The following is a 23,010-nucleotide window of genomic DNA, read 5'->3' as shown; positions in this document are numbered from 1 at the left end:
TCGCCGTGGAGTAGACGGGGACCTCGTCGTCCTCTCCTTCGGCGGCGAGGACGACGAGGTCCCCGTCTACTCCACGGCGATCACCGGCGCCACCGCCGACCCGGTCAAGGACTACCTCAAGCAGATCGGCAAGGTCGCGCTCCTGAACGCGGCCGAGGAGGTCGAGCTCGCGATGCGCATCGAGGCGGGCCTCTTCGCCGAGGACAAGCTCGCCAACTCCACCGACCTCAGCCCGGAGCTCGTCCGCGAGCTCCGCTGGGTCGCGAAGGACGGGCAGCGCGCGAAGAGCCACCTGCTCGGAGCGAACCTCCGACTCGTGGTCAGCCTCGCCAAGCGCTACACCGGTCGTGGCATGCAGTTCCTGGACCTGATCCAGGAGGGCAACCTGGGTCTCATCCGCGCGGTCGAGAAGTTCGACTACACCAAGGGCTTCAAGTTCTCGACGTACGCCACGTGGTGGATCCGCCAGGCGATCACGCGCGCGATGGCCGACCAGGCCCGCACCATCCGCATCCCGGTGCACATGGTCGAGGTCATCAACAAGCTGGCCCGCGTGCAGCGTCAGATGCTCCAGGACCTGGGCCGCGAGCCCACCCCGGAGGAGCTGTCGCGCGAGCTCGACATGACCCCCGAGAAGGTCATCGAGGTGCAGAAGTACGGCCGCGAGCCGATCTCGCTGCACACGCCCCTCGGCGAGGACGGCGACAGCGAGTTCGGCGACCTCATCGAGGACACCGAGGCCGTGGTCCCGGCGGACGCCGTGGGCTTCACCATGCTGCAGAAGCAGCTGGAGTCGCTCCTCGACTCGCTGTCCGAGCGCGAGGCGGGCGTGATCCGCATGCGCTTCGGTCTCGGCGACGGCATGCCGAAGACGCTCGACCAGATCGGAGACACCTTCGGCGTGACGCGTGAGCGCATCCGCCAGATCGAGTCGAAGACCATGGCGAAGCTCCGTCACCCGTCCCGCTCGCAGTCGCTCCGCGACTACCTCGAGTAGGCCGGTGATCCGCTACGCGCCGGCGGTCCTCCTCGGGAGGGCCGCCCGCTTCACGGCACGCCTGCGCAAGCCCGGCGGCGGCTCCGCCGTGCCCGGGCTCGTCGTCAACCGCGTCGCTCCCGGGTTCCTGCCCGCGGTCCTCGACGGCTTCCCCGAGGGGCTCGTCGTCGTCACCGGCTCGGCCGGCAAGTCGACGACGACCAAGATGCTCGTCGCCGTGCTCCGCGCCCACGGGCTGAGCGTGTTCACGAACCCCTCGACCGCGAACATCGCGCAGGGCCTCACCTCCGCCCTCCTGGAGCGGACGGACCTCCGGGGTCGCATCGACGCGGACATCGCCGTCCTCGAGATGGACGAGGGCCACGGGGCACGGCTCGCTCCTCGCATGCGCCCCCGGGTCGTCGTGCTCACCAACGTCGTGGTCGATCAGATCGACCGCTTCTTCGACCCCTCGATGGTCGCGCGGATGCTCGCCACGATCTCGGAGCGGGCGACGGGTCGGGTCGTGCTCAACGCCGACGACCGCCACGTGGCCGACATCGCCACGAGCATCCCGGCCGATCGGGTGCAGTGGTACGGAGTCGCTCCGGCCGTCCGCGCCGCCGCTCCCGGCGGCCTCGGCTACGCGGCGGAGGCCGCGACAGGAACGGACCGCGCGACGACGGTCGTCTCCGCCACGACCGGGACGGCGGCCGAGATCCTGAGCGAGGGAGTCCTGCTCGACGTCGGGCTCCCGGCGCGCGGTGTCCACTACGCCGTGGACGCCGCCGCCGCCGTCTCGACCGCACGCGCCGTTCTCGGCGACCGCTTCGATGCGGGCACCACCTCCGCCGCCCTGTCCTCGATCGCGCCCGTGTTCGGACGGGGGGAGGTCGTCGTCGTCCGCGGCCAGGAGGTCGAGTTCGTCCTGGTGCAGAACCCGGCGAGCTACCGGCTGAACATCTCCGAGATCCCGACGGGGACCGAGCAGATCATGCTCGCCATCGGCTCCGACGTGCGCGATCCCTCGTACTTCTGGCCCGTCGACACGTCCGGACTCGGACGCGTGCGGGTGGTCTCGGGATCCAAGGCCCACGAGGCCGCCCTCCACCTGCAGTACGACGGAGTCGCGATCGACGCGGTCGACGAGGATCTGGGCCGCGCTCTCGACGGCTTCCTGGCCCTGCCGGCACCGTCGACCGGACGCAAGACGATCGTCTTCTCCGCCGACTCGATGCGCCGGACCCGCGCCCACCTCCAGCTCACCTCCAACCGCGAGGAGACCTCGTGACCTCTCTGCGGATCGGCGTGCTCGCCCCCGACGTGCTCGACAGCAACGGCGATGCGGCGAACGCCCGCGTCCTCGTCGCCCGGGCACGCTGGGCCGGACTCGACGCGGACCTCGTGCCCCTGCGCCACCGCGACGACTTCCGCGACCGCCCCGACGTCCTGGTCGCCGGCACCGGTGCCGACGAGGACCTCCCCGGGGTCCTCGACGTGCTCCGCGACGTCGACGCCACCGTGCGCGGCTGGGCCGACTCCGGAACCGAGATCGTCGCGATCGGGGCGGGCTGGGAGCTGCTGGCGGAGTCGTTCACGACCTCGTCGGGCGTCGTGCAGGGGATCGGCGTGTTCCCGGGCCGCGCGGTCCCCGCCGCCGCCCGTGCCACCGACGACCTGGTCGTCGAGTCGTCCGCCGGCGTGCTGGTGGGCTTCGAGAACCATCTGCGGCGCTTCGAGGGGATCGATCCCGGCACCGTGCTCGGCCGTGTCCTGCACGGGACCGGCGACGGGGAGGGTTTCGAGGGACACCTCGCCGGATCGCTGCTGGGCACCCACCTGCACGGTCCGCTGCTCGCCAAGAACCCGGTGCTCGCCGATGCGATCCTGACGCGGATCGCCGAGCTCAACGGCCTGGAGTACTCGGTCGTCGATCCGCGACTCGTGCGTGCCGATGAAACAGCTCGAGCCGCCCGCGAGGTCATCGCGAAGCGGCTCGGCGTCGGCCTGTAGGACGCGCTCAGCGTCCGTCGGGCCGATCGGGGGCGGTGGCCCGGACGATCAGGGGCGCTGCTCCTCGAAGAGCCGCGCGGACTCGTCGTGCCAGCTCTGAGCAATGCTGGAGAGCTTCTCCTGGTACTTCTTGCCGTGGTGGGCGCAGAACAGCAGTTCTCCGCTGTTCACGACGACGCGGATGTACGCCTGGGCTCCACAGCTGTCGCAGCGGTCGGCAGCGGAGAGCTGGTGGGCACCCGCGAGCTCGTCCACGCCAGTAGGGGTTGCGGTGGTCGACATGACTTGGCCTCCTGCACTCGGTCTTCGATCTCTGCTTAGTGGAACCCATCCAAGCACGCGATTGTTTCCGCACCGAGACGATCGGAGGGCATTTCGCTGTGCGCGTAGGCCCACCGGATCACTGGCGCTCGGTGCAGGGCACCGGTCGGGTCGCGTCCCGGAGGGAGGGGTCCGCGAAAGTAAACTGGAGGAATGGCCTCCACCGACTACTCCGCCCGGCACCTCTCCGTCCTGGAGGGTCTCGAGGCGGTCCGGAAGCGGCCGGGCATGTACATCGGCTCGACCGACTCGCGCGGCCTGATGCACTGCCTGTGGGAGATCATCGACAACTCCGTCGACGAGGCGCTCGCGGGGCACGGCACCGAGATCAGCGTCGTCCTCCACGCCGACGGCAGCGTGGAGGTGCGCGACCGCGCCCGCGGGATCCCGGTCGACATCGAGCCGAAGACCGGCCTGTCCGGTGTCGAGGTCGTCTTCACCAAGCTGCACGCCGGCGGCAAGTTCGGATCGGGCTCCTACGCGGCCTCGGGCGGCCTGCACGGCGTGGGCGCCTCCGTGGTCAACGCCCTCTCGGAGCGGCTCGACGTCGAGGTCGACCGCAACGGCCGCACCTACCGCATGTCGTTCCACCGGGGCGAGCCCGGTCGCTTCGCGGACGCGGGGGAGCCCACCCCGGATGCGCCGTTCACGCCCTTCGAGAACGGGTCGGAGCTCGCCGTCGTCGGCAAGGTGGCCAGGGGGGTCACCGGCACGCGCGTGCGCTACTGGGCCGACCGTCAGATCTTCACGAAGGGCGCGGCCTTCCAGACGGACGACCTCGTCACGCGCGCACGGCAGACGGCGTTCCTGGTGCCCGGGCTCACCCTCGACATCGTCGACGACCGGGAGGACGAGCGGCGCGCCGAGATGTTCCGCTACGACGGCGGCATCTCGGAGTTCGTCGAGTTCCTCGCGCCCGATTCCGCCGTGACCGACGTGCTCCGCCTGACCGGCACCGGGACCTTCACCGAGAACGTCCCCGTGCTGACACCGGGCGGCGCCATGGTGTCCACCGAGGTGGAGCGCAGCTGCGAGGTCGACATCGCGCTGCGCTGGGGCACCGGCTACGAGACGGTGATGCGCAGCTTCGTCAACATCATCGCGACGCCCAAGGGCGGCACGCACCAGACCGGCTTCGAGCAGGGACTGCTCAAGCTGCTCCGCTCCCAGGTCGAGGCGAACGCGCGCCGGCTGAAGGCGGGCTCGGACAAGGTCGAGAAGGACGACGTGCTCGCCGGCCTGACGGCGGTGCTCACGGTCCGTCTCCCCGAGCCGCAGTTCGAGGGCCAGACGAAGGAGATCCTCGGCACCCCCGCCGTGCGCGCGATCGTCGCGCAGACGGTCGGCTCGACGCTGGGCGCCGTCTTCTCCTCTGCGAAGCGCGAGGACAAGACGCAGATGTCCCAGCTGCTCGAGAAGGTCGTCGCCGAGATGAAGTCGCGCATCTCGGCGCGCGCGCACAAGGAGACGCAGCGCCGCAAGAACGCGCTGGAGTCGTCGTCGCTGCCCGCGAAGCTCGTCGACTGCCGCAGCAACGACGTCGAGAACAGCGAGCTCTTCATCGTCGAGGGCGACTCCGCTCTCGGCACCGCGAAGCTCGCGCGCAACAGCGAGTACCAGGCGCTGCTGCCGATCCGGGGCAAGATCCTGAACGTGCAGAAGGCGAGCGTCGCCGACATGCTCTCGAACACGGAGTGCGCCTCGATGATCCAGGTCATCGGCGCCGGGTCCGGCCGCTCCTTCGACCTGTCCGTGGCGCGCTACGGCAAGATCATCCTGATGAGCGACGCCGACGTCGACGGCGCGCACATCCGCACCCTCCTGCTCACGCTGTTCTTCCGCTACATGCGCCCGCTGGTCGAGGCGGGCCGGGTGTTCGCGGCCGTGCCTCCGCTGCACCGCGTGGTCGTGATGAACGCGGGCAAGAAGCCGAACGAGACGATCTACACGTACTCCGAGAAGGAGCTGCAGAGCGTGCTCGCCGCTCTGGCGAAGGCGGGGCGGCGCTTCCAGGACCCGATCCAGCGCTACAAGGGCCTCGGCGAGATGGACGCGGATCAGCTCGCCACCACGACGATGGACCGCGCCCGCCGGACGCTGCGCCGCGTCCGCGTGTCCGACGCCGAGAACGCGGGCCGGGTCTTCGAGCTGCTCATGGGCAACGAGGTGGCGCCGCGGAAGGACTTCATCGTCCGCGGGTCCGAGACGCTCTCGCGCGACCGCATCGACGTCTGACCGGCGCCTGCGGGACGGCGGTCAGAGCAGCTCGGGAGCCGCGCCGATCGTCGCCACGGGGGCCGAGAGCGGCACCCCCGATCCGTCGCGCTTCATGCCGGACTCGGGCAGAGCCGCGACGGATCCGTCGGCCTCGAGGGCGTGCGCCGGACCCGGACCGACCCAGGCGACCCCGAGGGCCGTCTCGCCCTTGAGGAAGCGCTGGGCACGGACGCCCCCGGTCGCCCGGCCCTTGGACGGGAACTCCGAGAACGGCGAGACCTTCGCGCTGCCCGTGTCGGTGCCGGTGAGCGCCCAGCTGTCGACCGCGACGGTCGCGACGACCGCCTCCTCGCGGTCGTCGGCCGCGACCACGGCGAAGTGGACCACCTCGTCGGTCTCGCCGAGCTTGACTCCGGCCATGCCCCCCGCGGTCCGGCCCTGGGGCCGCACGGCCGACGCCGGGAAGCGCAGGAGCTGGGCCTCTCCGGTGACGAACACCAGCTCGTCCTCGTCGGCGGCGGGCGCCGCTCCGACGACCGCGTCCTTGGGCTTGAGCGCGATGAGCTCGACGTCGGGCCGGTTCTGGAGCTCGGCCGCCGACACCCTCTTCACGACTCCCTGGAGGGTGCCGAGGGCGATCGGCCTGGTGTCGTCGAGCGCCACCAGAGCGAGCACGCGCTCGTCCTTCCCCAGCGCCGGGAGGTAGTCCGCCATGCGGACGCCGGCGCCGAGCTGGACGGAGGACGACGGGACGGAGGGGACGTCCACGGGGGAGAAGCGGAGCAGTCGTCCGGCGCTCGTCACGGCGCCGACGTCGGTGCGGCTCGTCGTGTCGAGGGCGCTGAGGACGGCGTCGTGCTTGCTGCGCCGGGTCGCCCTGACCGGTTGCGCCGCCGCCTCGGGATCGCGGTCGACGCGCACCATGCGACCGGTGGTGCTGAGATGCACCCGGCACGGCACGTCGGCGATCTCGAGCACCGCGGCGGTCTTGCGCCCGGTGGTCGCGACGGAGGGGCGCGCCTCGGTGAGGAGGGTGCGTCGAGGGGTCCCCAGGCGCTGCGCGACGTCGTCCAGCTCGTCCGATACGAGCGCCTCGATCCGGCTGCGGCTCGCGAGCAGCGCCTCCAGTTCGGCGATCTCGGCGAGGAGCGTGTCGCGCTCGGTCTCGAGCTCGATCCGGGAGAACCTCGTCAGCCGGCGCAGCTGGAGTTCGAGGATGTAGTCGGCCTGGATCGTGCTGAGGTCGAAGACCTCGATGAGTCGCGCTCTGGCGGCAGCGGTGTCGTCGCTCGCGCGGATCAGCTGGATGACCTCGTCGATGTCGACGATGGCCACGAGGAGTCCCTCGACGAGGTGCAGGCGCTCCTGGCGCTTGCGGAGGCGGTACTGCGACCGCCGGGTCACGACCGTGACGCGGTGGCCCACGTAGACCTGGAGGAGCTCCCGGAGTCCGAGCGTGCGCGGCTGGCCGTCGACCAGGGCCACGTTGTTGATCGCGAAGCCGTCCTCGAGGGGCGTGTAGCGGTAGAGCTGCTCGAGGACCGCCTCCGGGCTGAAGCCGGTCTTGATGCCGATCACGAGACGCAGGCCGTTGTCGCGGTCGGTGAGGTCGGTGACGTCCGAGATGCCGCTCAGCTTCTTGTTCTGAACGCCGTCCTTGATCTTGTCGATGACCTTCTCGGCCCCGACGAGGTAGGGGAGCTCGGTGACGACCAGCCCGGACTTCCGGGCGGTGATGCTCTCGACGGAGACCCGGGCCCGGGTCTTGAAGCTCCCGCGCCCGGTCGCGTAGGCGTCGCGCACGCCGGCGAGCCCGACGATCGTGCCGCCGCTGGGGAAGTCGGGACCGGGCACGAAGGACATCAGGTCCTCGAGCGAGGCCTCCGGATGGGCGATCAGGTGCCGCGCCGCGCCGATCACCTCGATCAGGTTGTGCGGCGCCATGTTCGTGGCCATGCCGACCGCGATGCCGCTGGCGCCGTTGACCAGCAGGTTCGGGAACGCCGACGGCAGGACCTCGGGCTGCTGGTGCGAGTTGTCGTAGTTGGGGACGAAGTCGACGACGTCCTCGCCCAGATGCTCGGTCATGGCCATGGCGGCGGGCGCGAGGCGCGCCTCGGTGTAGCGGGCGGCTGCCGGGCCGTCGTCGAGGGAGCCGAAGTTGCCGTGGCCGTCGACCAGGGGGACCCGCAGGGTGAAGGGCTGGGCGAGGCGCACGAGCGAGTCGTAGATCGACGCGTCGCCGTGCGGGTGCAGCTTGCCCATGACCTCGCCGGTCACCCGCGCCGACTTGACGTGGCCGTGGTCGGGCCGCAGGCCCATCTCGCTCATCATGTAGAGGATGCGGCGCTGCACCGGCTTCAGTCCGTCGCGGGCGTCGGGCAGGGCCCGCGAGTAGATGACCGAGTAGGCGTACTCGAGGAACGACCCCTCCATCTCGGTCGAGACGTCGACGTCCTCGATGCGCTCGGACAGCGAGGAGTGTGCGGTCGGAGTGGATCCGGACGAGGGGGATGCGGCGTTCATGACTCACTTCGGTGGCGGGCGCAGGGCGACGGCGCCGGCTGGCGCCTCTCGCTCTCAGCACAGAACTCGTCAGGCGGGGACGACCGGGCGGGGGAGCCCCGAGTGCCTCGTCGCACCGGACCTCGTCGTGCTCGGGGGAGGCACCGGAGGCATCTCCGCTCGGACCTCCGCCGCGCAGGGCACGCCCCGCGCGAGGAACACTGTGCGAAACTGAGCGCGATGTCCCACATTCTACCCGCCGCCCCCGCCGGGCGGCGGAGCCTCGCCGACGTCCTCCCCGGGGCCCTCGACGCCGTCCTCGGACGACGCGGCGTCTTCGGAACCCCCCGACTCGACCGCGTCGTCGTGGTGCTCGTGGACGGCCTCGGCGCCTCGAGCCTGCGGCAGCGGTCGGGTCACGCCCGCACGCTGGCCCCCGCCCTCACCCGCGCCACGACGATCCCCTCGGGGTTCCCGACGACCACCGCGGCCGCGCTCGCGAGCCTGACGACGGGTCTGCGGCCGGGCGGGCACGGGATGGTCGGCTACCGGGTCCTCGACCGCGGCGCCGATCGGCTCGTCAACCAGCTCTCGGGCTGGGACGAGGGCATGGTGCCCGAGCAGTGGCAGCCCCACCCCACCGTCTTCGAGCGCGCCGTCGTCGAGGGAGTCGCTGCGAGCGTGATCGGCCCGTCGCGCTACGCCCGCTCGGGACTGACCCGCGCGATCCTCCGCGGCGCCGAGTACCGGTCGGCCGGGAGCATCGCCGAGCGCTTCACCGCCGCACGGGAGCTCCTCGACGCAGGCGGGCGGCGCATCGTGTACCTCTACGTCCCCGAGCTCGACATGACCGCGCACGCGCGCGGATGGGAGTCGCCGGAGTGGACCGCCGCGCTCGAGCTGCTCGACGGCGAGCTCGGCTCCTTCGCGCGGCGCCTCGGACAGCGGGAGGCCGCACTGGTCACGGCCGATCACGGCGTGCTCGACGTCCCCGCCTCCTCCCACGTCCTCGTCGAGCGCGGGTCACTGCTCGAGGGCGTGCGTCACCTGGCGGGGGAGCCCCGCTGCCTGCAGCTCCACCTCGAGCCCGACGCGGACGCCGAGAGCGTCGCGGCGCGCTGGCGGGAGGCCGAGGGAGAGCGGGCCTGGATCGCGACCCGGTCCGAGATCGCCGCGAGCGGCTGGTTCGGCGACATCGGCGCTCCCGCAGCAGAGCGGATGGGCGACGTGTTCGTCGCCGCGCGCAAGGCGATCGCCTACTACGACGCCGAGGACTCGTCCGGCCGCTCGATGATCGGCCAGCACGGCTCGCTCACCCCGGAGGAGACCCAGGTCCCGCTGATCGGCTTCGGAGCACTCGACGGAGTCTGACGACCCGGCGGTGCGAGAGACGCGGGACGTCTCCAGCATCGCGAGGTCCCGGACGCAGCGCCCCGGGACCCTCCGCCGGGTCAGTCGTCGCTGCGCGCTCCGAAGACGATCTCGTCCCAGCTGGGCATCGAGGTGCGCCCGCGGCGGAAGCCGCCCCGGGTGCCGGTCGGTGCGTGCTCCTTCGCAGGGGCGGCGGCAGCGGGAGGCGCGGCGGGAGCCGCGCGCTCGGGCTCCGGCGCCTTCTCGACCGTCGGAGCCTCCTGCTTCGGCTCCTCGCGCACGCGGAGCGAGGACGCGTGGTCGCGCTCGCCACGTCGGCGGCGCAGCGCGTCGAGCAGATCGGCCGTGTCGTTCAGATTGCGCTCGCGCTGCTCGGTCGTGCTCGACACGGGCCGGGGGAGGGTCGAGACCACGCGCGGCGTGTCGGACAGCGCCGGCTGCGGCTCGGTGTCGGAGGTCCGGACGGCGGACGGGCGCGCGTGGGGTACCGCCGTCGGACGGCCGGACGCGGGGTGCTCGCCGCGCGAGCCGCGCTCCGGCTCGGACGGCCGGGAGAACGCGTCGGTGTCGAAGCGCGTCGCGAGCTCGTCGACCGCGGCGGGGATGACGGCGCGGAGCCGGGGGATGAGGGTGGGCCGGATCTCGCCCTGCTGCGAGAGCGTCGTGGCCTCGGGGGTCAGCGGCGACAGCACGGCCTTCTTGGGGTCGAAGCGCCAGCGGGCGTCGTGATCGATCTCGTCCGAGCGGAACAGGAGCTTGACGGCCCAGCCGTCCTCCTCCTTCCAGCTCGACCACTGCTCGCCCTCGGCGCCCAGCGCCGCGAGGCGCTCGCGGATGACGTCGCCGAACGGCGTGCCCTCCTCGAGAGGATCGGGATCGGCGCTCGTGTAGACGCGCACCGACAGCGCGGAGGCGACGATGTGCTCGCGCTCGGCGGTCACCGGGCCCTCGAAGCGCTGGACGTGCTCGAGGGGCGCGCCGGTGAGCTCCGCGACCTCCTCGGCGGAGAGGCCCGAGCGGATGTGCGCCTGGATCTCGCGGGGCGAGACGCGCTTCTCGCGCGGCGGGAGGGTGTGGACGCGCGGCCGGAGCTGGCTCTGCAGAGTCTCGTCGATCCGCACCGAGAACCGCTCGCCTCCGTCGGAGACGAGCACGAGCGATCCGCTCTCGACGCCGATCACCTTCAGTTCCATCATCGTGCGGGACCTCCTTCTGGACGCGAACGGGGCAAGGATGGCACGGGTTCCGCCCGATGCCCGGGAATACCGCGGGCGGGTCGAAAGTTGGGGCGGAAGGAGGCGCTGACAGACGGTGTCAACCACGGATCCATTTGGTTTGCGAATCGATCCGCCTTGATGCACACTGTCCCCGCCGATTTGTTGAACAGCTGAATATAAGAAGTGGATGGGAATGGCTACGGACTACGACGCCCCCCGCAAGACCGATGACGACTCCGAGTCGATCGAGGCCCTGAAGGAGCGAGTCCCCGACAAGATGTCCGGAGTCGTCGACGTCGATGACGCCGACAACCCGGGCGGATTCGAACTGCCCGGAGCCGATCTCTCAGACCTCGATCTGGACGTCGTGGTCCTTCCGCCCCAGGCGGACGAATTCACGTGCGTGAGCTGCTTCCTCGTGAAGCACCGCTCTCAGATCGACCACGAGGAGAAGCTCGGACCGATCTGCCTGGAGTGCGCCGCCTAGGCCTCTCCTCGCTCCGAAGGACGACCGCTCCGTCGCCGTGATCCCCGGATCGCGGCGACGATGTCGTTCGGGCGACGACTCGACACCAGCCAGTACGGCGTCGGGTCCTGCGGATCCTCGATCGGCACTCGCACGACGTCGCGCACCCAGCCCCGGATCACGAGGTAGGCGCGGGCGTCCAGCCGCGGTCCGCGTTCGGCGAACGCCTCCCGGCCCTCGTGCGTCGAGGGCTCGCCCACCAGCTCGAGCGGGATGTGCGCCCTCCCCGCGCGGAGCTCGCCGTCGACGACCTCGATCACCGGCGAGAGCGCCAGCAGGGCGCCGACGCAGCCCGAGTAGAGGACGAGTGCGACGACGACTCCGACCACCGGGTCGATCGGTGCGAACACCAGGATGCTGGCGGGGATCACGAGGGCTGTGGAGACGAAGAGCCACGGCGCGGGCCAGAGCCTCTCCCGGTACGACTGCATGTCCCTATTGCATCAGACAACTGGTCTACCCTCGTCACGTGAACGAATCCGTCGACGTCGCGATCCGCGCGGACACCCTTCCCGGCTACGCGCACCCCGGGGACGCCGGAGCCGATCTGCTCTCGACCGAGGACGTCGTCCTCGAGCCCGGAGAGCGGGCCAGCGTCGGCACCGGAGTGGCGATCGCCCTCCCCGAGGGCCACGTCGGCTTCGTGGTCCCGCGCAGCGGACTCGCCTTCAAGCACGGCATCACCATCGTCAACGCGCCCGGGACGATCGACGCGGGCTACCGCGGCGAGATCCGGGTGGCGCTGCTCAACACCGACACCGAGCGCGCGTACCGCGTCACGGCGGGCGACCGGGTCGCGCAGCTCGTGATCGTCCCCGTCGTCCGCGCGCGCTTCACCCCGGTCGACGAGCTGCCCGAGTCCGTCCGCGGGCTCGGCGGCTTCGGATCGACGGGCTACGACGCCTCCCCGACCAGCACTCCGAAGGAGAACGCATGAGCGACATCCAGGCAGCGACAGGACCGGACGCACCGGCGGAGATCGTCCAGCAGGACCTCGAGAAGTCCGCGCCCGCCGATCGCGCCGAGGCGGGGCCGCTCGACGAGCGCGAGGCCAACCCCGTGCGTCCCTACATCGACCTCGGCGGGGTGAAGGTCCTCCCGCGCGAGGGCATGCACATCCGCCTCGAGGTCGAGGAGGGGACCAAGCGCGTCATCGCCGTCGGTCTCGACTACGCGGGGTCCACCCTCCAGGTCCAGCCGTTCGCCGCGCCGCGCTCCTCCGGGCTGTGGCACGAGATCCGGGGGCAGATCGCCGAGCAGGTGGCCAAGCAGGGCGGCCGCACCGCCGAGCGCGAGGGCGTGTTCGGACCCGAGCTCGTCGCCCAGCTCCCGATCGCGGGAGGGGAGTCCCGCGTCGCCCGCTTCGTCGGCGTCGACGGACCCCGCTGGTTCCTGCGCGGTGTCATCGCCGGCGCGGGAGCGGTGAACCAGGAGGCCGCCGCGGCGGTCGAGGAGCTGTTCCGCAGCATCGTGGTCGTGCGCGGCTCCGGCCCCATGCCTCCGCGCGACCTCATCCCCCTGAAGGTCCCCACCGGCGGTCAGACCCAGCAGAGCGCGAGCTGACCCGCATGGAGCAGAGCCCGCCCGACCGCGAGCAGCAGCCGGAGCCGACCCGCCCCGAGGTGGGGGAGGCGATCGCCCAGGCGGCGCGCCGATCCGGTCTCGGGGTCGTCGCCGACGGCGAGCCGTTCGACGGGCGCGCTCTGCTGCGCTCGATGGGCGGGGTCCGCGGGATACTCGAGGCCGTCGTCCCCGGCGTCGCCTTCGTGCTCCTGTTCACCGTCACCGGCGAGCTCGTCCTCTCGCTCGTCGCCTCCGTGGGCATGGCGGTCCTGTTCACCGTGGCGCGCATCCTCGGCCGCACGCCGGTCATCCAGGCGATCGGCGGACTCCTCGGGGTCGTCGTCTCGGCGGCGCTGGCGCTGGTCACCGGTCGGGCGGTGGACAACTTCGTCCCCGGGCTGATCACGAACCTGGTCTACGGACTCGTCTTCCTCGTCTCGGTGCTCGTGCGCTGGCCGTTGATCGGAGTCGCCGCCGGCTACCTCCTGGGCGACGGCACCGCCTGGCGCGACGACAAGCGCAAGCGACGGCTCTTCGCCGCGCTGACCCTGGCCTGGGCAGGACTGTTCCTGCTGCGTCTCGCGGTGCAGTACCCGCTCTTCCTCGCCGAGGACACCACGGCCCTCGGCACGTGGAAGCTCGTCCTCGGACTGCCGCTGTACGCGCCGCTGCTCGTGCTGACGGTCCTCGCGGTCCGGGCGGAGTACCGCGTCGCACGGGACCAGGACGAGGACGAGGTCGCCGCGCCCCGTGCGTGAGCCCTCCGCGGAGGACGTAGAATTGTCTCGACGTCGAGATAAATAGCTCCCGGCCGCCCCGCGCTCCGACGCAGGGCGCAGCGGGTGCGGCGACGCACCGGTGTTAGGTCCTCCTTGGTGGAGGCCGCTCTGCGCGGTCGCCAAGATGGACTCGGATATGTGGGTCCGCCCGTCGGCGGGATCCACGTCAGCGAAGGAGAGGGCGACGTGTCCGCGGTAGACAGCTTTGGATCGAAAGACACTCTGAAGGTCGGGCAGACCGACTACGAGGTGTTCCGCATCGACCGGGTCCCCGGTCACGAGAAGCTCCCGTTCAGCCTGAAGGTGCTGCTCGAGAACCTCCTCCGCACGGAGGACGGCGCGAACATCACCGCCGACCACATCCGCGCGCTCGGCGAGTGGGTCCCGGAGTCGGAGCCCGACACCGAGATCCAGTTCACGCCCGCGCGCGTGGTCATGCAGGACTTCACCGGCGTCCCCTGCATCGTCGACCTCGCCACCATGCGCGAGGCCGTCGCGGCCCTCGGCGGCGACCCCGACAAGATCAACCCGCTCGCTCCGGCCGAGATGGTCATCGACCACTCCGTCATCGCCGACCTCTTCGGCACCGAGGACGCCCTCGAGCGCAACGTCGAGCTCGAGTACGAGCGCAACGGCGAGCGGTACCAGTTCCTGCGCTGGGGCCAGACGGCCTTCGACGACTTCAAGGTCGTCCCGCCCGGAACGGGCATCGTGCACCAGGTCAACATCGAGTACCTCGCGCGGGTCACGATGACCCGCGAGATCGGCGGCGTCCTGCGCGCCTACCCCGACACCTGCGTCGGCACCGACTCGCACACCACCATGGTCAACGGCCTCGGCGTGCTGGGCTGGGGTGTCGGCGGCATCGAGGCCGAGGCGGCCATGCTCGGGCAGCCCGTGTCGATGCTCATCCCGAAGGTGGTCGGCTTCAAGCTCTCCGGCGCGATCCCCACGGGCGTCACCGCGACCGACGTCGTGCTCACCATCACCGAGATGCTGCGCAAGCACGGTGTCGTCGGCAAGTTCGTCGAGTTCTACGGAGCAGGCGTCGCCGAGGTCCCTCTCGCGAACCGCGCCACCATCGGCAACATGAGCCCCGAGTTCGGCTCGACCGCCGCGATGTTCCCGATCGACGACGTGACCCTCGACTACCTGCGCCTCACCGGGCGCAGCGACGAGCAGATCGCCCTCGTGGAGCAGTACTCCAAGCTGCAGAAGCTCTGGCACGACGCCGAGGTGGAGCCCGTGTTCAGCGAGTACCTCGAGCTCGACCTCAGCACCGTGGTGCCGTCGATCGCCGGACCGAAGCGCCCGCAGGACCGCATCGAGCTGACCTCGGCCAAGACGCAGTTCGAGTCGGACCTCAACAACTACGCCGACGTCTCGCACGACATCGTCGACCTGACCATCGCCGAGTCCTTCCCCGCGTCGGACCCGGGCGAGCTCCAGCCGCAGGACGCGCACAGCACGCACGAGCACGTCCACCGCTCGCACGCGCCGAGCACGGCCTCCAAGCCGACGACCGTCGAGCTCGGCGACCGCGGCGAGACCTTCACCATCGACCACGGCGCGGTCGCCATCGCGGCGATCACCTCGTGCACCAACACGTCGAACCCCTCCGTGATGCTGGCCGCCGGCCTCCTCGCCCGCAACGCGGCGCAGAAGGGCCTCAAGGCCAAGCCGTGGGTCAAGACGACCCTCGCACCCGGCTCGAAGGTCGTCACCGACTACTACGAGAAGGCCGGCCTGACCGAGTCGCTCGAGGCGCTCGGCTTCTACACCGTCGGCTACGGCTGCACGACCTGCATCGGCAACTCCGGTCCGCTGCTCGAGGAGATCTCGGCCGCGGTCCAGGACAACGACCTCGCCGTGACGGCCGTGCTCTCGGGCAACCGCAACTTCGAGGGCCGCATCAACCCCGACGTCAAGATGAACTACCTGGCGAGCCCGCCCCTGGTCATCGCGTACGCCCTCGCCGGGTCGATGAACTTCGACTTCGAGGTCGACGCGCTGGGCACCGACGGCGACGGCAACGACGTGTTCCTCAAGGACATCTGGCCCGACGCGGCCGAGGTGCAAGCGACGATCGACTCCTCGATCGACAAGTCGATGTTCGACACGCAGTACAGCGGCGTGTTCGACGGCGACGAGCGCTGGCGCTCGCTCCAGACCCCCGAGGGCGCGACCTTCGAGTGGGACCAGGAGTCGACGTACGTCCGGAAGCCCCCGTACTTCGACGGCATGACGATGGAGACGACCCCGGTCACCGACATCGCCTCGGCCCGCGTGCTGGCCAAGCTCGGCGACTCCGTGACGACCGACCACATCAGCCCCGCGGGCTCGATCAAGGCCGACAGCCCCGCCGGCCAGTACCTCGCCGAGCACCACGTCGACCGCAAGGACTACAACTCCTACGGGTCCCGGCGCGGCAACCACGAGGTGATGATCCGCGGCACGTTCGCGAACATCCGCCTGAAGAACCAGCTGCTGGACGGCGTGGAGGGCGGCTACACCCGCGACTTCACCCAGGCGGACGCCCCGCAGTCGTTCATCTACGACGCGTCGCAGAACTACCAGGCGGAGGGCACGCCGCTCGTCATCCTGGGCGGCAAGGAGTACGGCTCCGGGTCCTCGCGCGACTGGGCGGCGAAGGGCACCAGCCTCCTCGGCGTCAAGGCCGTCATCGTCGAGAGCTTCGAGCGGATCCACCGCTCGAACCTGATCGGCATGGGGGTCATCCCGCTGCAGTTCCCGACCGGCGAGACCTGGGCGTCGCTCGGGCTCGACGGCACGGAGTCGATCAGCATCTCGGGCATCGAGGCGCTCAACGAGGGCGTCACCCCCAAGACGGTGCACGTCGTCGCCGAGCCGACCGAGCACTCGCCCGAGGGCAAGCAGCCGATCGAGTTCGAGGCGGTCGTCCGCATCGACACCCCCGGTGAGGCGGACTACTACCGCAACGGCGGCATCCTGCAGTACGTCCTCCGCTCGCTCGTCTAGAGCCGACACGCCTGTGCGCCTTCCCGCAAGGGGGAGGCGCACAGGCGTTCCCGCGCGCCCCGGTGCGTAGACTCGACAGACGTCCACTCCCTCTCATCGACCCCGGAAGGCGGCGCGAATGGCTGTTCTCGAGACCATCGGCGGACCGCGCGACCTCGATCGCCTGACCCGCTCCGAGCTCGAGGCCCTGGCGCAGGAGATCCGGGACTTCCTGGTGCGCGAGGTCTCGAAGACCGGCGGCCACCTCGGCCCGAACCTCGGAGTGGTCGAGACGACGATCGCGATCCACCGGGTCTTCGACTCGCCGCGCGATGCGATCATCTTCGACACCGGCCACCAGTCGTACGTGCACAAGCTGCTGACCGGCCGCCAGGACTTCTCGGGCCTGCGTCAGCGCGGCGGGCTGGCGGGCTACCCGCAGCGCTCCGAGTCGCCCCACGACATCGTCGAGAGCTCGCACGCGTCCAGCTCGCTGTCGTGGGCCGACGGGATCTCGCGCGCCTTCACGATGACCGGCCAGACCGACCGGCACGTCGTCGCGGTGGTGGGCGACGGAGCCCTCACCGGCGGCATGACCTGGGAGGCGCTGAACAACATCAGCGACGACAACGCCCGCGGGCTCGTCATCGTCGTCAACGACAACGGGCGCTCCTACGCCCCCACCATCGGCGGGATGGCCCGGTTCCTCAACGGTGTGCGCACCAAGCGGAGCTACCGCACTCTGCACCGGGGCTCGCGCGCCGTCTCCGAGCGCCTCGGCAGCCCCGTCGCCGCCGTGTACCGCGGCGTCCGCGGTGGGATGCACGGCTTCCTCAGCCGCTTCATCAACAACGAGGCCCTGTACTCCAACCTCGACATCAAGTACCTCGGCCCGATCGACGGTCACGACGTCACGGCGATGGAGGAGGCGCTCCAGCAGGCCAAGGACTACGGCCAGCCGGTCATCGTGCACGCGATCACCCAGAAGGGGAAGGGCTTCGGACCGGCGGTCGACGACCTCGCCGACCAGTTCCACGCCGTCGGCCAGATCGACCCCGAGACCGGCGAACCGCTCGCCGCGCCGGGCGCCCGCTCGTGGACGTCGGTGTTCGCGGACGAGATCGTGACCCTCGCCGACGAGGACGCCACGATCGTCGGCATCACGGCCGCGATGCTCCGCCCGGTGGGTCTGCACAAGATGGCCGAGAAGCACCCCGACCGGGTCTTCGACGTAGGGATCGCGGAGCAGCACGCGGTCACCTCCGCCGCCGGCCTCGCCTTCGGCGGGCTGCACCCCGTCGTCGCGCTCTACGCCACCTTCGTGAACCGCGCCTTCGACCAGGTGCTGATGGACGTGGCCCTGCACCGGGCCGGCGTGACCTTCGTCCTCGACCGCGCAGGGGTCACCGGACCCGACGGCCCGAGCCACCACGGGATGTGGGATCTCGCGATCCTCCAGGTCGTGCCGAACATCCGCCTCTCGGCGCCCCGCGACTCGATCCGTCTCCGCGAGGAGCTGCGCGAGGCCGTGGGAGTGACCGACGCTCCCACCGTCGTCCGCTTCTCGAAGGGCAACGTCGGCGACGAGATCGAGGCCCTCGAGCGTCTGCACGACGGGGTCGACGTCCTCTCGCGCGCCGAGCGCCAGGACGTGCTGATCGTGACCGTCGGGCCGATGGCGACGATGGGCCTCGACGTCGCCCGTCGTCTCGCCGCCCAGGGCATCGGCGCCACGGTGGTCGACCCCCGCTGGGTCGTGCCCGTGCCGCGGAGCATCATCGAGCTCGCCCGCGAGCACCGCCTCGTCATCTCGATCGAGGACGGGGTCCGCGTGGGCGGCATCGGGACCCGCATCCGGCAGGACCTGCGCGAGGCGGGGGTCGACACGGCGGTCACCGAGCTCGGGCTGCCGGACCAGTTCCTCGACCACGCGAAGCGCGAGGAGATCCTCGAGGACGTCGGGCTCACCCCGCAGCACATCGCGCGCGACGTCGTCGCCCAGGTGCTCGGCAGCAAGATCCCCGTGGCTCGACCGCTCCCCGAGGAAGCCGCGGCGCACGACGAGGCCCGCACGGACTGAGGATCCGAGCCTCAGCGCCCGTCACAGAGAAGGCGGCAGCTGGGCGGTCTCCGGGCGGCTCCGTCGTCGGGGACTCGCGTCAGAGCCGGTAGACGAGCTCGATCGCGCCGCCCGAGAACGGCGTCGACCCCACGAGCTCGAAGGGCGTGGTGCGCCGCATCGGCAGGAGCGGTCGTCCGCGGCCGAGGAGGACGGGCATGACCGTCACCCTGACCTCGTCGAGCGCGCCCGCCTCTGCGAAGCGGGCGGCGACGGCGCCGCCGCCCACGATCCAGACGTCGCGCTCCCCGGCGGACTCCCGGATGGCCGGCAGCAGCTCGGAGACGTCGCCGGAGGCGAAGCTGACCTCGCCGCCCTCGGGCTGCGGACGCTCGGCGGAGGTCAGGACCCACGCCGGCAGCTCGTAGGGCCAGGCGCCCTCGCGTCGGACGAACTCGTAGGTGGTGGAGCCCATCACGACGGCCCCCACACTCGCGAGGAAGCGGTCGTAGTGCTCCTGGAACGCCTCGAAGCCGAACTGCAGGAGCCAGCCGAGGTCGTCGTCGGGATCGGCGATGAAGCCGTCGAGGGAGGAGGCGACGTAGTAGACGATGCGGGTCATGCGGGCACGGTACGACGGACCACCGACACCGCGCTCGACGACTCCGCGCTCCGCCGGTAACGCCTCCGGCTCACCGCGTGATGCGGCGAGCCGGAGACGGTCGTCGGGCGCGGAGTCAGTGGACGCCGCGGATGACCGGGTGGTGGAAGGTGTCGCCGAACGCGCGCTCGCTCGCTCCGACCCTGTCGAGGTAGGGCGTCAGCCCTCCCATCTGGAACGGGTAGCCGGCGCCCAGGATCAGGCAGAGGTCGATGTCCTCGGCCGCGTGCACGACGTCGTCGTCCAGCATCCGCTTGACCTCGTCGGCGAGCCCGGTCTCGACGCGCAGGCGCAGCTCCTCCGCCGTCATCGGGTCGGAGCCGCCGGCCACGATCGCCACCGCCCGCTTGTCGACGCCCTTCACCCGCCCCTTCGCATCGCGCTCGAACACGTGGCCCAGCTCGGCCAGCCGGTGCAGGTTGGCGCTCTCGAAGAAGCGGTCGGGGAAGGCGGCGTGATGCGTGTCGAGCACGTGCGCTCCGACCTTCAGCCCCACCAGCTCGAGGAGCTCGAACGGCGTCATGGGCAGGCCGAACGGCGCGAGCGACTGCTCGACCACTTCGAAGGGCGTGCCGGTGTCGACCGCGTGCATGGCCTCGCCGAGCACCTTCGCGAGCACGCGGTTGACGACGAAACCCGGGGTGTCCCGCGTGATGACGGCGTTCTTCTTGAGCTTCGCCGCCGTCACCATGGCGGTCGAGAGCGTCTCCTCGTCGGTCAGCGGGGTCCGCACGACCTCGATGAGCGGCATGACGGCGACCGGATTGAAGAAGTGGAAGCCGACGAGGCGCTCGGGGTGCTCGAGACGCTCTCCGATCCGCTCGACGGACAGCGAGGAGGTGTTGGTCGCGAGTACAGCCGTGGGGGACACGTACCGCTCGATGTCGGCGAAGACCTCCTGCTTGACCGACAGCTCCTCGAAGACCGCCTCGATCACCCAGTCCGCGTCGGCGAACTCGGAGCGATCCGTCGTGCCGGTGACGAGACTGCGCAGGCGGTTGGCATCGTCGGGGGAGAGGCGCCCCTTCGCGAGCAGCGCGTCGATCTCCCCGACGATCGTCGCCACCCCCTTGTCCACCCGCTCCTGGTCGAGATCGGTGATGACCACCGGGACCTGCAGGCGTCGGACGAACAGGAGGGCGAACTGGGTGGCCATCAGGCCGGCGCCGATCACTCCGACCTTCGTCACGGGCTTGGCGATCGCCTTGTCGGGAGCACCGGCCGGCCGCTTGGCCCGCTTCTGCACCAGGTCGAAGGCGTAGATGCTCGCCCGGAACTGGTCGCCGGAGATGAGATCGGCGAGGGCCTCGTCCTCTGCCGCGAAGGCCTCCTCGCGGGTGGCGGACTTCGCGCCCTTGAGGAGCTCCAGGGCGCGGTAGGGCGAGGCGGCGACGGTGCCGATGCGGGACTCGAGCTGCTTGCGGGCGATGCCGATGGCGACGTCCCACTTCACCATCCGCTCGATCCGGCCGGGAGCGTGCGGACGCGCGACCGCCACGGTGCCTCCGAGGACGCCGTCGGCCCAGCGCAGCGAGTCCTCGAGGAACGACGCCGAGGGGAAGAGCGCGTCGACGATGCCGAGCTCCAGCACCTCCCGACCCTTGATCGTGCGGTTGTTCTTCAGCGGGTTCTCGACGACGATCTTCAGAGCGTTCTCGATGCCGATCAGATTCGGGAGCAGGTAGGTCCCGCCCCACCCGGGGATGATGCCCAGGAACACCTCGGGCAGGCCCAGCGCGGGGATCGACTCGTCGACGGTCCGGTAGTCGGCGTTCAGCGCGATCTCGGTGCCGCCGCCCAGCGCGAGCCCGTTGATGAAGACGAACGAGGGGACACCGAGGTTCGACAGCATGCCGAGGGTGCGGTGCCCGAGCCGCGCCAGCTGGCGCCCGAGCTCGCGGCTGGGGATGGTGCCCACCTTGCTCAGATCGGCTCCCGCGGCCAGGATGAACGGCTTGCCGGTCAGGGCGACGCCCTGGATCTCCCCGTCCGCCGCGCGCGCCTTCTGCGCGAGGAGGACGTCGGCGAGCTCGAAGAGGGACGCCGGTCCGAAGGTGTTCGGCCGCGTGTGGTCGCGGTCGTTGTCGAGAGTGACGAGCGCGAGCACGCGCCCGCTGGCGAGCCGGACGTCGCGCACGTAGGAGTGGGTGACGACCTCCCCCTCGGTGAGGGCTGCGAGGTCCTCGAAACCGTCGAGCATGATCAGCGTCCCTTCCGTCGTGAGCGCTTGCCGTCGAAGTGCGGGTTCTCCCAGATCACGGTTCCGCCCTGGCCGAGCCCGACGCACATCGCCGTGAGCCCGTAGCGCACCTCCGGGTGCGCCTCGAACTGCCGCGCGAGCTGGATCATCAGCCGCACGCCCGAGGAGGCGAGCGGGTGGCCGACGGCGATCGCTCCGCCGTACTCGTTGACCCGCGGATCGTCGTCGTCGATGCCGAAGTGGTCGAGGAACGAGAGCACCTGCACCGCGAACGCCTCGTTGAGCTCGAAGAGGCCGATGTCCTCGATGCCGAGACCGGCCTTGCGCAGCGCCTTCTCGGTGCTGGGGACGGGGCCGATGCCCATGATCTCCGGCTCCACGCCGGCGAAGGCGAAGCTGACGAGCCGCATCTTGGTGGAGAGCCCGAGCTCCTCCGCCGCGTCCGCGCTCGCGAGGAGCGAGACGGTCGCCCCGTCGTTCAGACCGGAGGAGTTGCCCGCGGTCACGCGCCCGTGCGGACGGAACGGGGTGCGGAGCCCCGCCAGCCCCTCGAGGGTCGTCTCAGGACGGGGCGCCTCGTCGGCGGTGGCGAGGCCCCATCCGGAGGCGCTGCGAGTGGCGACGGGGACGAGGTCGGGCTGGATGTCGCCGGACTCGTACGCCGCCGCGAGCTTCTGCTGGCTGCGCAGCGCGTAGCGATCGGAGCGGTCCTTGGTCAGCTGCGGGAACCGGTCGTGGATCTTCTCCGCCGTCTTCCCCATGTTCAGCGCCTCGTCGCCGACGAGGCGCTCGGACAGGAAGCGGGGGTTGGGATCGGCGTCGAACCCCATGGGGTGGCGCCCCATGTGCTCGACGCCCCCGGCGATCACCACGTCGTACGCGCCGAAGGCGATGCCGCCCGCGGTCGCCGTGACCGACGTCATCGCGCCGGCGCACATGCGGTCGATCGCGAAGCCGGGGACGCTGCGGGGCAGCCCCGCGAGCAGCGCGGTCGTCCGCCCGAGGGTGAGACCCTGGTCGCCCCGCTGCGTGGTCGCCGCGATCGCGACGTCGTCGACGCGGTCCTTCGGGAGCGACGGATTGCGCTCCAGCAGGCCGATCATGGCCTTCACGACCAGGTCGTCGGCACGCGTCTGCCAGTACATGCCCTTCTCACCGGCACGCCCGAACGGAGTACGGACTCCGTCGACGAACACGACTTCGGATCTCTCGGCCACAATGCCTCCCAGGAACTCACGGTCGCCCCGATCGTAGGAAGAGCACGCCCGGGGCCGGAATCCTTTGCCGCTTCCTACGAAGCGGTTTCCGTGCTCTCCTCGGGCGCTTGGGCGGCTTCCACAAACGCGGTGACGAGCGGACCCGCCGTCGCGTCGATCTGCCAGGAGCGTGCTCCGCCCCGCGACAGCTCGGCGGCGACGGTCTCCGGCGTCAGCGGCTCCGGCGGATTCCACGCCAGCCGGCGCAGCAGGTCCGGCGTGAGCAGGTTCTCGACGGGCAGCGACAGCAGCTCGGCGATCTCGATGACGACGGCGGGACCGGTCGTCACCGCGTTTGTGGAAGCCGCCCAAGCGCCCGAGGAGAGCACGGAAACCGCTTCGTAGGAAGCGGCAAAGGATTCCGGCC

18 protein-coding genes and 1 pseudogene are annotated in these 23,010 nt (G+C 70.9%); 11 read left to right on the top strand and 8 right to left on the bottom strand.

The features are described from left to right. From NB037_RS13010 to NB037_RS13000, 3 genes are all read left to right on the top strand, one after another. Nucleotides 1-997 (top strand): RNA polymerase sigma factor (locus NB037_RS13010; RefSeq protein WP_251946393.1); only part of this gene is annotated, 997 nt, incomplete at its 5' end. Between the two features lie 4 nt (nt 998-1,001). Next, complete coding sequence (locus tag NB037_RS13005; protein WP_251946391.1) at nt 1,002-2,267, top strand: Mur ligase family protein; 1,266 nt, start codon at nt 1,002-1,004, stop codon at nt 2,265-2,267. Next, complete coding sequence (locus tag NB037_RS13000; protein WP_251946390.1) at nt 2,264-2,989, top strand: type 1 glutamine amidotransferase; 726 nt, start codon at nt 2,264-2,266, stop codon at nt 2,987-2,989. The genes NB037_RS13005 and NB037_RS13000 overlap by 4 nt, the downstream gene beginning before the upstream one ends. Before the next feature lie 48 nt (nt 2,990-3,037). On the opposite strand, the gene NB037_RS12995 is transcribed toward NB037_RS13000, so the two are convergent. Beyond that, nucleotides 3,038-3,271: a DUF7455 domain-containing protein gene (locus tag NB037_RS12995; RefSeq protein ID WP_207405723.1), complete on the bottom strand. Its 234-nt coding sequence runs from the start codon at nt 3,269-3,271 to the stop codon at nt 3,038-3,040. Between the two features lie 192 nt (nt 3,272-3,463). On the opposite strand from NB037_RS12995, the gene NB037_RS12990 reads away from it, so the two are divergent. After that, nucleotides 3,464-5,545 carry a DNA gyrase/topoisomerase IV subunit B gene (locus NB037_RS12990; RefSeq protein WP_207405725.1) on the top strand — a complete coding sequence of 694 codons (2,082 nt, stop codon included), beginning with the start codon at nt 3,464-3,466 and terminating at the stop codon, nt 5,543-5,545. A gap of 21 nt (nt 5,546-5,566) precedes the next feature. Here NB037_RS12990 and NB037_RS12985 read toward each other — a convergent pair whose 3' ends face one another. Further along, nucleotides 5,567-8,053 (bottom strand): DNA gyrase/topoisomerase IV subunit A, encoded by a 2,487-nt coding sequence (locus NB037_RS12985; protein ID WP_251946388.1) that lies wholly within the window; start codon nt 8,051-8,053, stop codon nt 5,567-5,569. A gap of 219 nt (nt 8,054-8,272) precedes the next feature. Between NB037_RS12985 and NB037_RS12980 the strand changes: the two genes are divergently transcribed. After that, a complete protein-coding gene (locus NB037_RS12980; protein ID WP_251946386.1) occupies nt 8,273-9,403 on the top strand; it encodes an alkaline phosphatase family protein in 1,131 nt (376 codons plus the stop codon). Between the two features lie 80 nt (nt 9,404-9,483). Here NB037_RS12980 and sepH read toward each other — a convergent pair whose 3' ends face one another. Further along, nucleotides 9,484-10,599, bottom strand: coding sequence for a septation protein SepH (gene sepH, locus NB037_RS12975; RefSeq protein WP_251946384.1), 1,116 nt, complete (start codon nt 10,597-10,599; stop codon nt 9,484-9,486). A 214-nt stretch (nt 10,600-10,813) separates the two neighbouring features. On the opposite strand from sepH, the gene NB037_RS12970 reads away from it, so the two are divergent. Further along, nucleotides 10,814-11,107 (top strand): DUF4193 domain-containing protein, encoded by a 294-nt coding sequence (locus NB037_RS12970; protein WP_055792269.1) that lies wholly within the window; start codon nt 10,814-10,816, stop codon nt 11,105-11,107. Here the strand turns inward: NB037_RS12970 and NB037_RS12965 are convergent. Continuing rightward, nucleotides 11,104-11,577 carry a DUF3093 domain-containing protein gene (locus tag NB037_RS12965; protein ID WP_251946382.1) on the bottom strand — a complete coding sequence of 158 codons (474 nt, stop codon included), beginning with the start codon at nt 11,575-11,577 and terminating at the stop codon, nt 11,104-11,106. The genes NB037_RS12970 and NB037_RS12965 overlap by 4 nt on opposite strands. A gap of 38 nt (nt 11,578-11,615) precedes the next feature. Between NB037_RS12965 and dut the strand changes: the two genes are divergently transcribed. From dut to dxs, 5 genes are all read left to right on the top strand, one after another. Next, entirely contained in the window at nt 11,616-12,083 is a 468-nt protein-coding gene (gene dut / locus NB037_RS12960; RefSeq protein WP_251946380.1) for a dUTP diphosphatase, read from the top strand. Then, nucleotides 12,080-12,709, top strand: a complete 630-nt coding sequence (locus NB037_RS12955; RefSeq protein WP_251946378.1) for a DUF3710 domain-containing protein — start codon at nt 12,080-12,082, stop codon at nt 12,707-12,709. Before dut ends, NB037_RS12955 begins: the two co-directional genes overlap by 4 nt. A gap of 5 nt (nt 12,710-12,714) precedes the next feature. Beyond that, nucleotides 12,715-13,467 (top strand): DUF3159 domain-containing protein, encoded by a 753-nt coding sequence (locus tag NB037_RS12950; protein ID WP_251946377.1) that lies wholly within the window; start codon nt 12,715-12,717, stop codon nt 13,465-13,467. 207 nt (nt 13,468-13,674) lie between these two features. Next, entirely contained in the window at nt 13,675-16,488 is a 2,814-nt protein-coding gene (gene acnA / locus NB037_RS12945) for an aconitate hydratase AcnA (protein WP_251946375.1), read from the top strand. Nucleotides 16,489-16,606: 118 nt separating this feature from the next. Then, nucleotides 16,607-18,547 carry a 1-deoxy-D-xylulose-5-phosphate synthase gene (gene dxs / locus NB037_RS12940; RefSeq protein WP_251946373.1) on the top strand — a complete coding sequence of 647 codons (1,941 nt, stop codon included), beginning with the start codon at nt 16,607-16,609 and terminating at the stop codon, nt 18,545-18,547. 79 nt (nt 18,548-18,626) lie between these two features. Here the strand turns inward: dxs and NB037_RS12935 are convergent, their stop codons facing one another. The 4 genes and pseudogenes from NB037_RS12935 to NB037_RS12920 all read right to left on the bottom strand — a co-directional run. After that, entirely contained in the window at nt 18,627-19,148 is a 522-nt protein-coding gene (locus NB037_RS12935) for a dihydrofolate reductase family protein (protein ID WP_251946371.1), read from the bottom strand. Nucleotides 19,149-19,263: 115 nt separating this feature from the next. After that, complete coding sequence (locus tag NB037_RS12930) at nt 19,264-21,387, bottom strand: 3-hydroxyacyl-CoA dehydrogenase NAD-binding domain-containing protein (protein ID WP_251946369.1); 2,124 nt, start codon at nt 21,385-21,387, stop codon at nt 19,264-19,266. A 2-nt stretch (nt 21,388-21,389) separates the two neighbouring features. After that, nucleotides 21,390-22,604 carry a thiolase family protein gene (locus NB037_RS12925; protein WP_251946367.1) on the bottom strand — a complete coding sequence of 405 codons (1,215 nt, stop codon included), beginning with the start codon at nt 22,602-22,604 and terminating at the stop codon, nt 21,390-21,392. Between the two features lie 74 nt (nt 22,605-22,678). Beyond that, a pseudogene (locus NB037_RS12920) lies at nt 22,679-23,010 on the bottom strand (hypothetical protein); the annotation flags it as partial.

Source organism: Rathayibacter rubneri (assembly GCF_023743255.1).
Taxonomy (GTDB): domain Bacteria; phylum Actinomycetota; class Actinomycetes; order Actinomycetales; family Microbacteriaceae; genus Rathayibacter; species Rathayibacter rubneri.
This window is presented reverse-complemented; position numbering and strand designations above follow the sequence as displayed.

Coding starts and splice junctions, on each gene's coding strand:
- NB037_RS12995 (WP_207405723.1), bottom strand. CDS start 3,271: ATGTCGACCACCGCAACCCCTACTGGCGTGGACGAGCTCGCGGGTGCC.
- dxs (WP_251946373.1), top strand. CDS start 16,607: ATGGCTGTTCTCGAGACCATCGGCGGACCGCGCGACCTCGATCGCCTG.
- NB037_RS12950 (WP_251946377.1), top strand. CDS start 12,715: ATGGAGCAGAGCCCGCCCGACCGCGAGCAGCAGCCGGAGCCGACCCGC.
- NB037_RS12985 (WP_251946388.1), bottom strand. CDS start 8,053: ATGAACGCCGCATCCCCCTCGTCCGGATCCACTCCGACCGCACACTCC.
- NB037_RS12930 (WP_251946369.1), bottom strand. CDS start 21,387: ATGCTCGACGGTTTCGAGGACCTCGCAGCCCTCACCGAGGGGGAGGTC.
- NB037_RS12970 (WP_055792269.1), top strand. CDS start 10,814: ATGGCTACGGACTACGACGCCCCCCGCAAGACCGATGACGACTCCGAG.
- NB037_RS12980 (WP_251946386.1), top strand. CDS start 8,273: ATGTCCCACATTCTACCCGCCGCCCCCGCCGGGCGGCGGAGCCTCGCC.
- NB037_RS12955 (WP_251946378.1), top strand. CDS start 12,080: ATGAGCGACATCCAGGCAGCGACAGGACCGGACGCACCGGCGGAGATC.
- sepH (WP_251946384.1), bottom strand. CDS start 10,599: ATGATGGAACTGAAGGTGATCGGCGTCGAGAGCGGATCGCTCGTGCTC.
- NB037_RS12965 (WP_251946382.1), bottom strand. CDS start 11,577: ATGCAGTCGTACCGGGAGAGGCTCTGGCCCGCGCCGTGGCTCTTCGTC.
- NB037_RS12990 (WP_207405725.1), top strand. CDS start 3,464: ATGGCCTCCACCGACTACTCCGCCCGGCACCTCTCCGTCCTGGAGGGT.
- NB037_RS12935 (WP_251946371.1), bottom strand. CDS start 19,148: ATGACCCGCATCGTCTACTACGTCGCCTCCTCCCTCGACGGCTTCATC.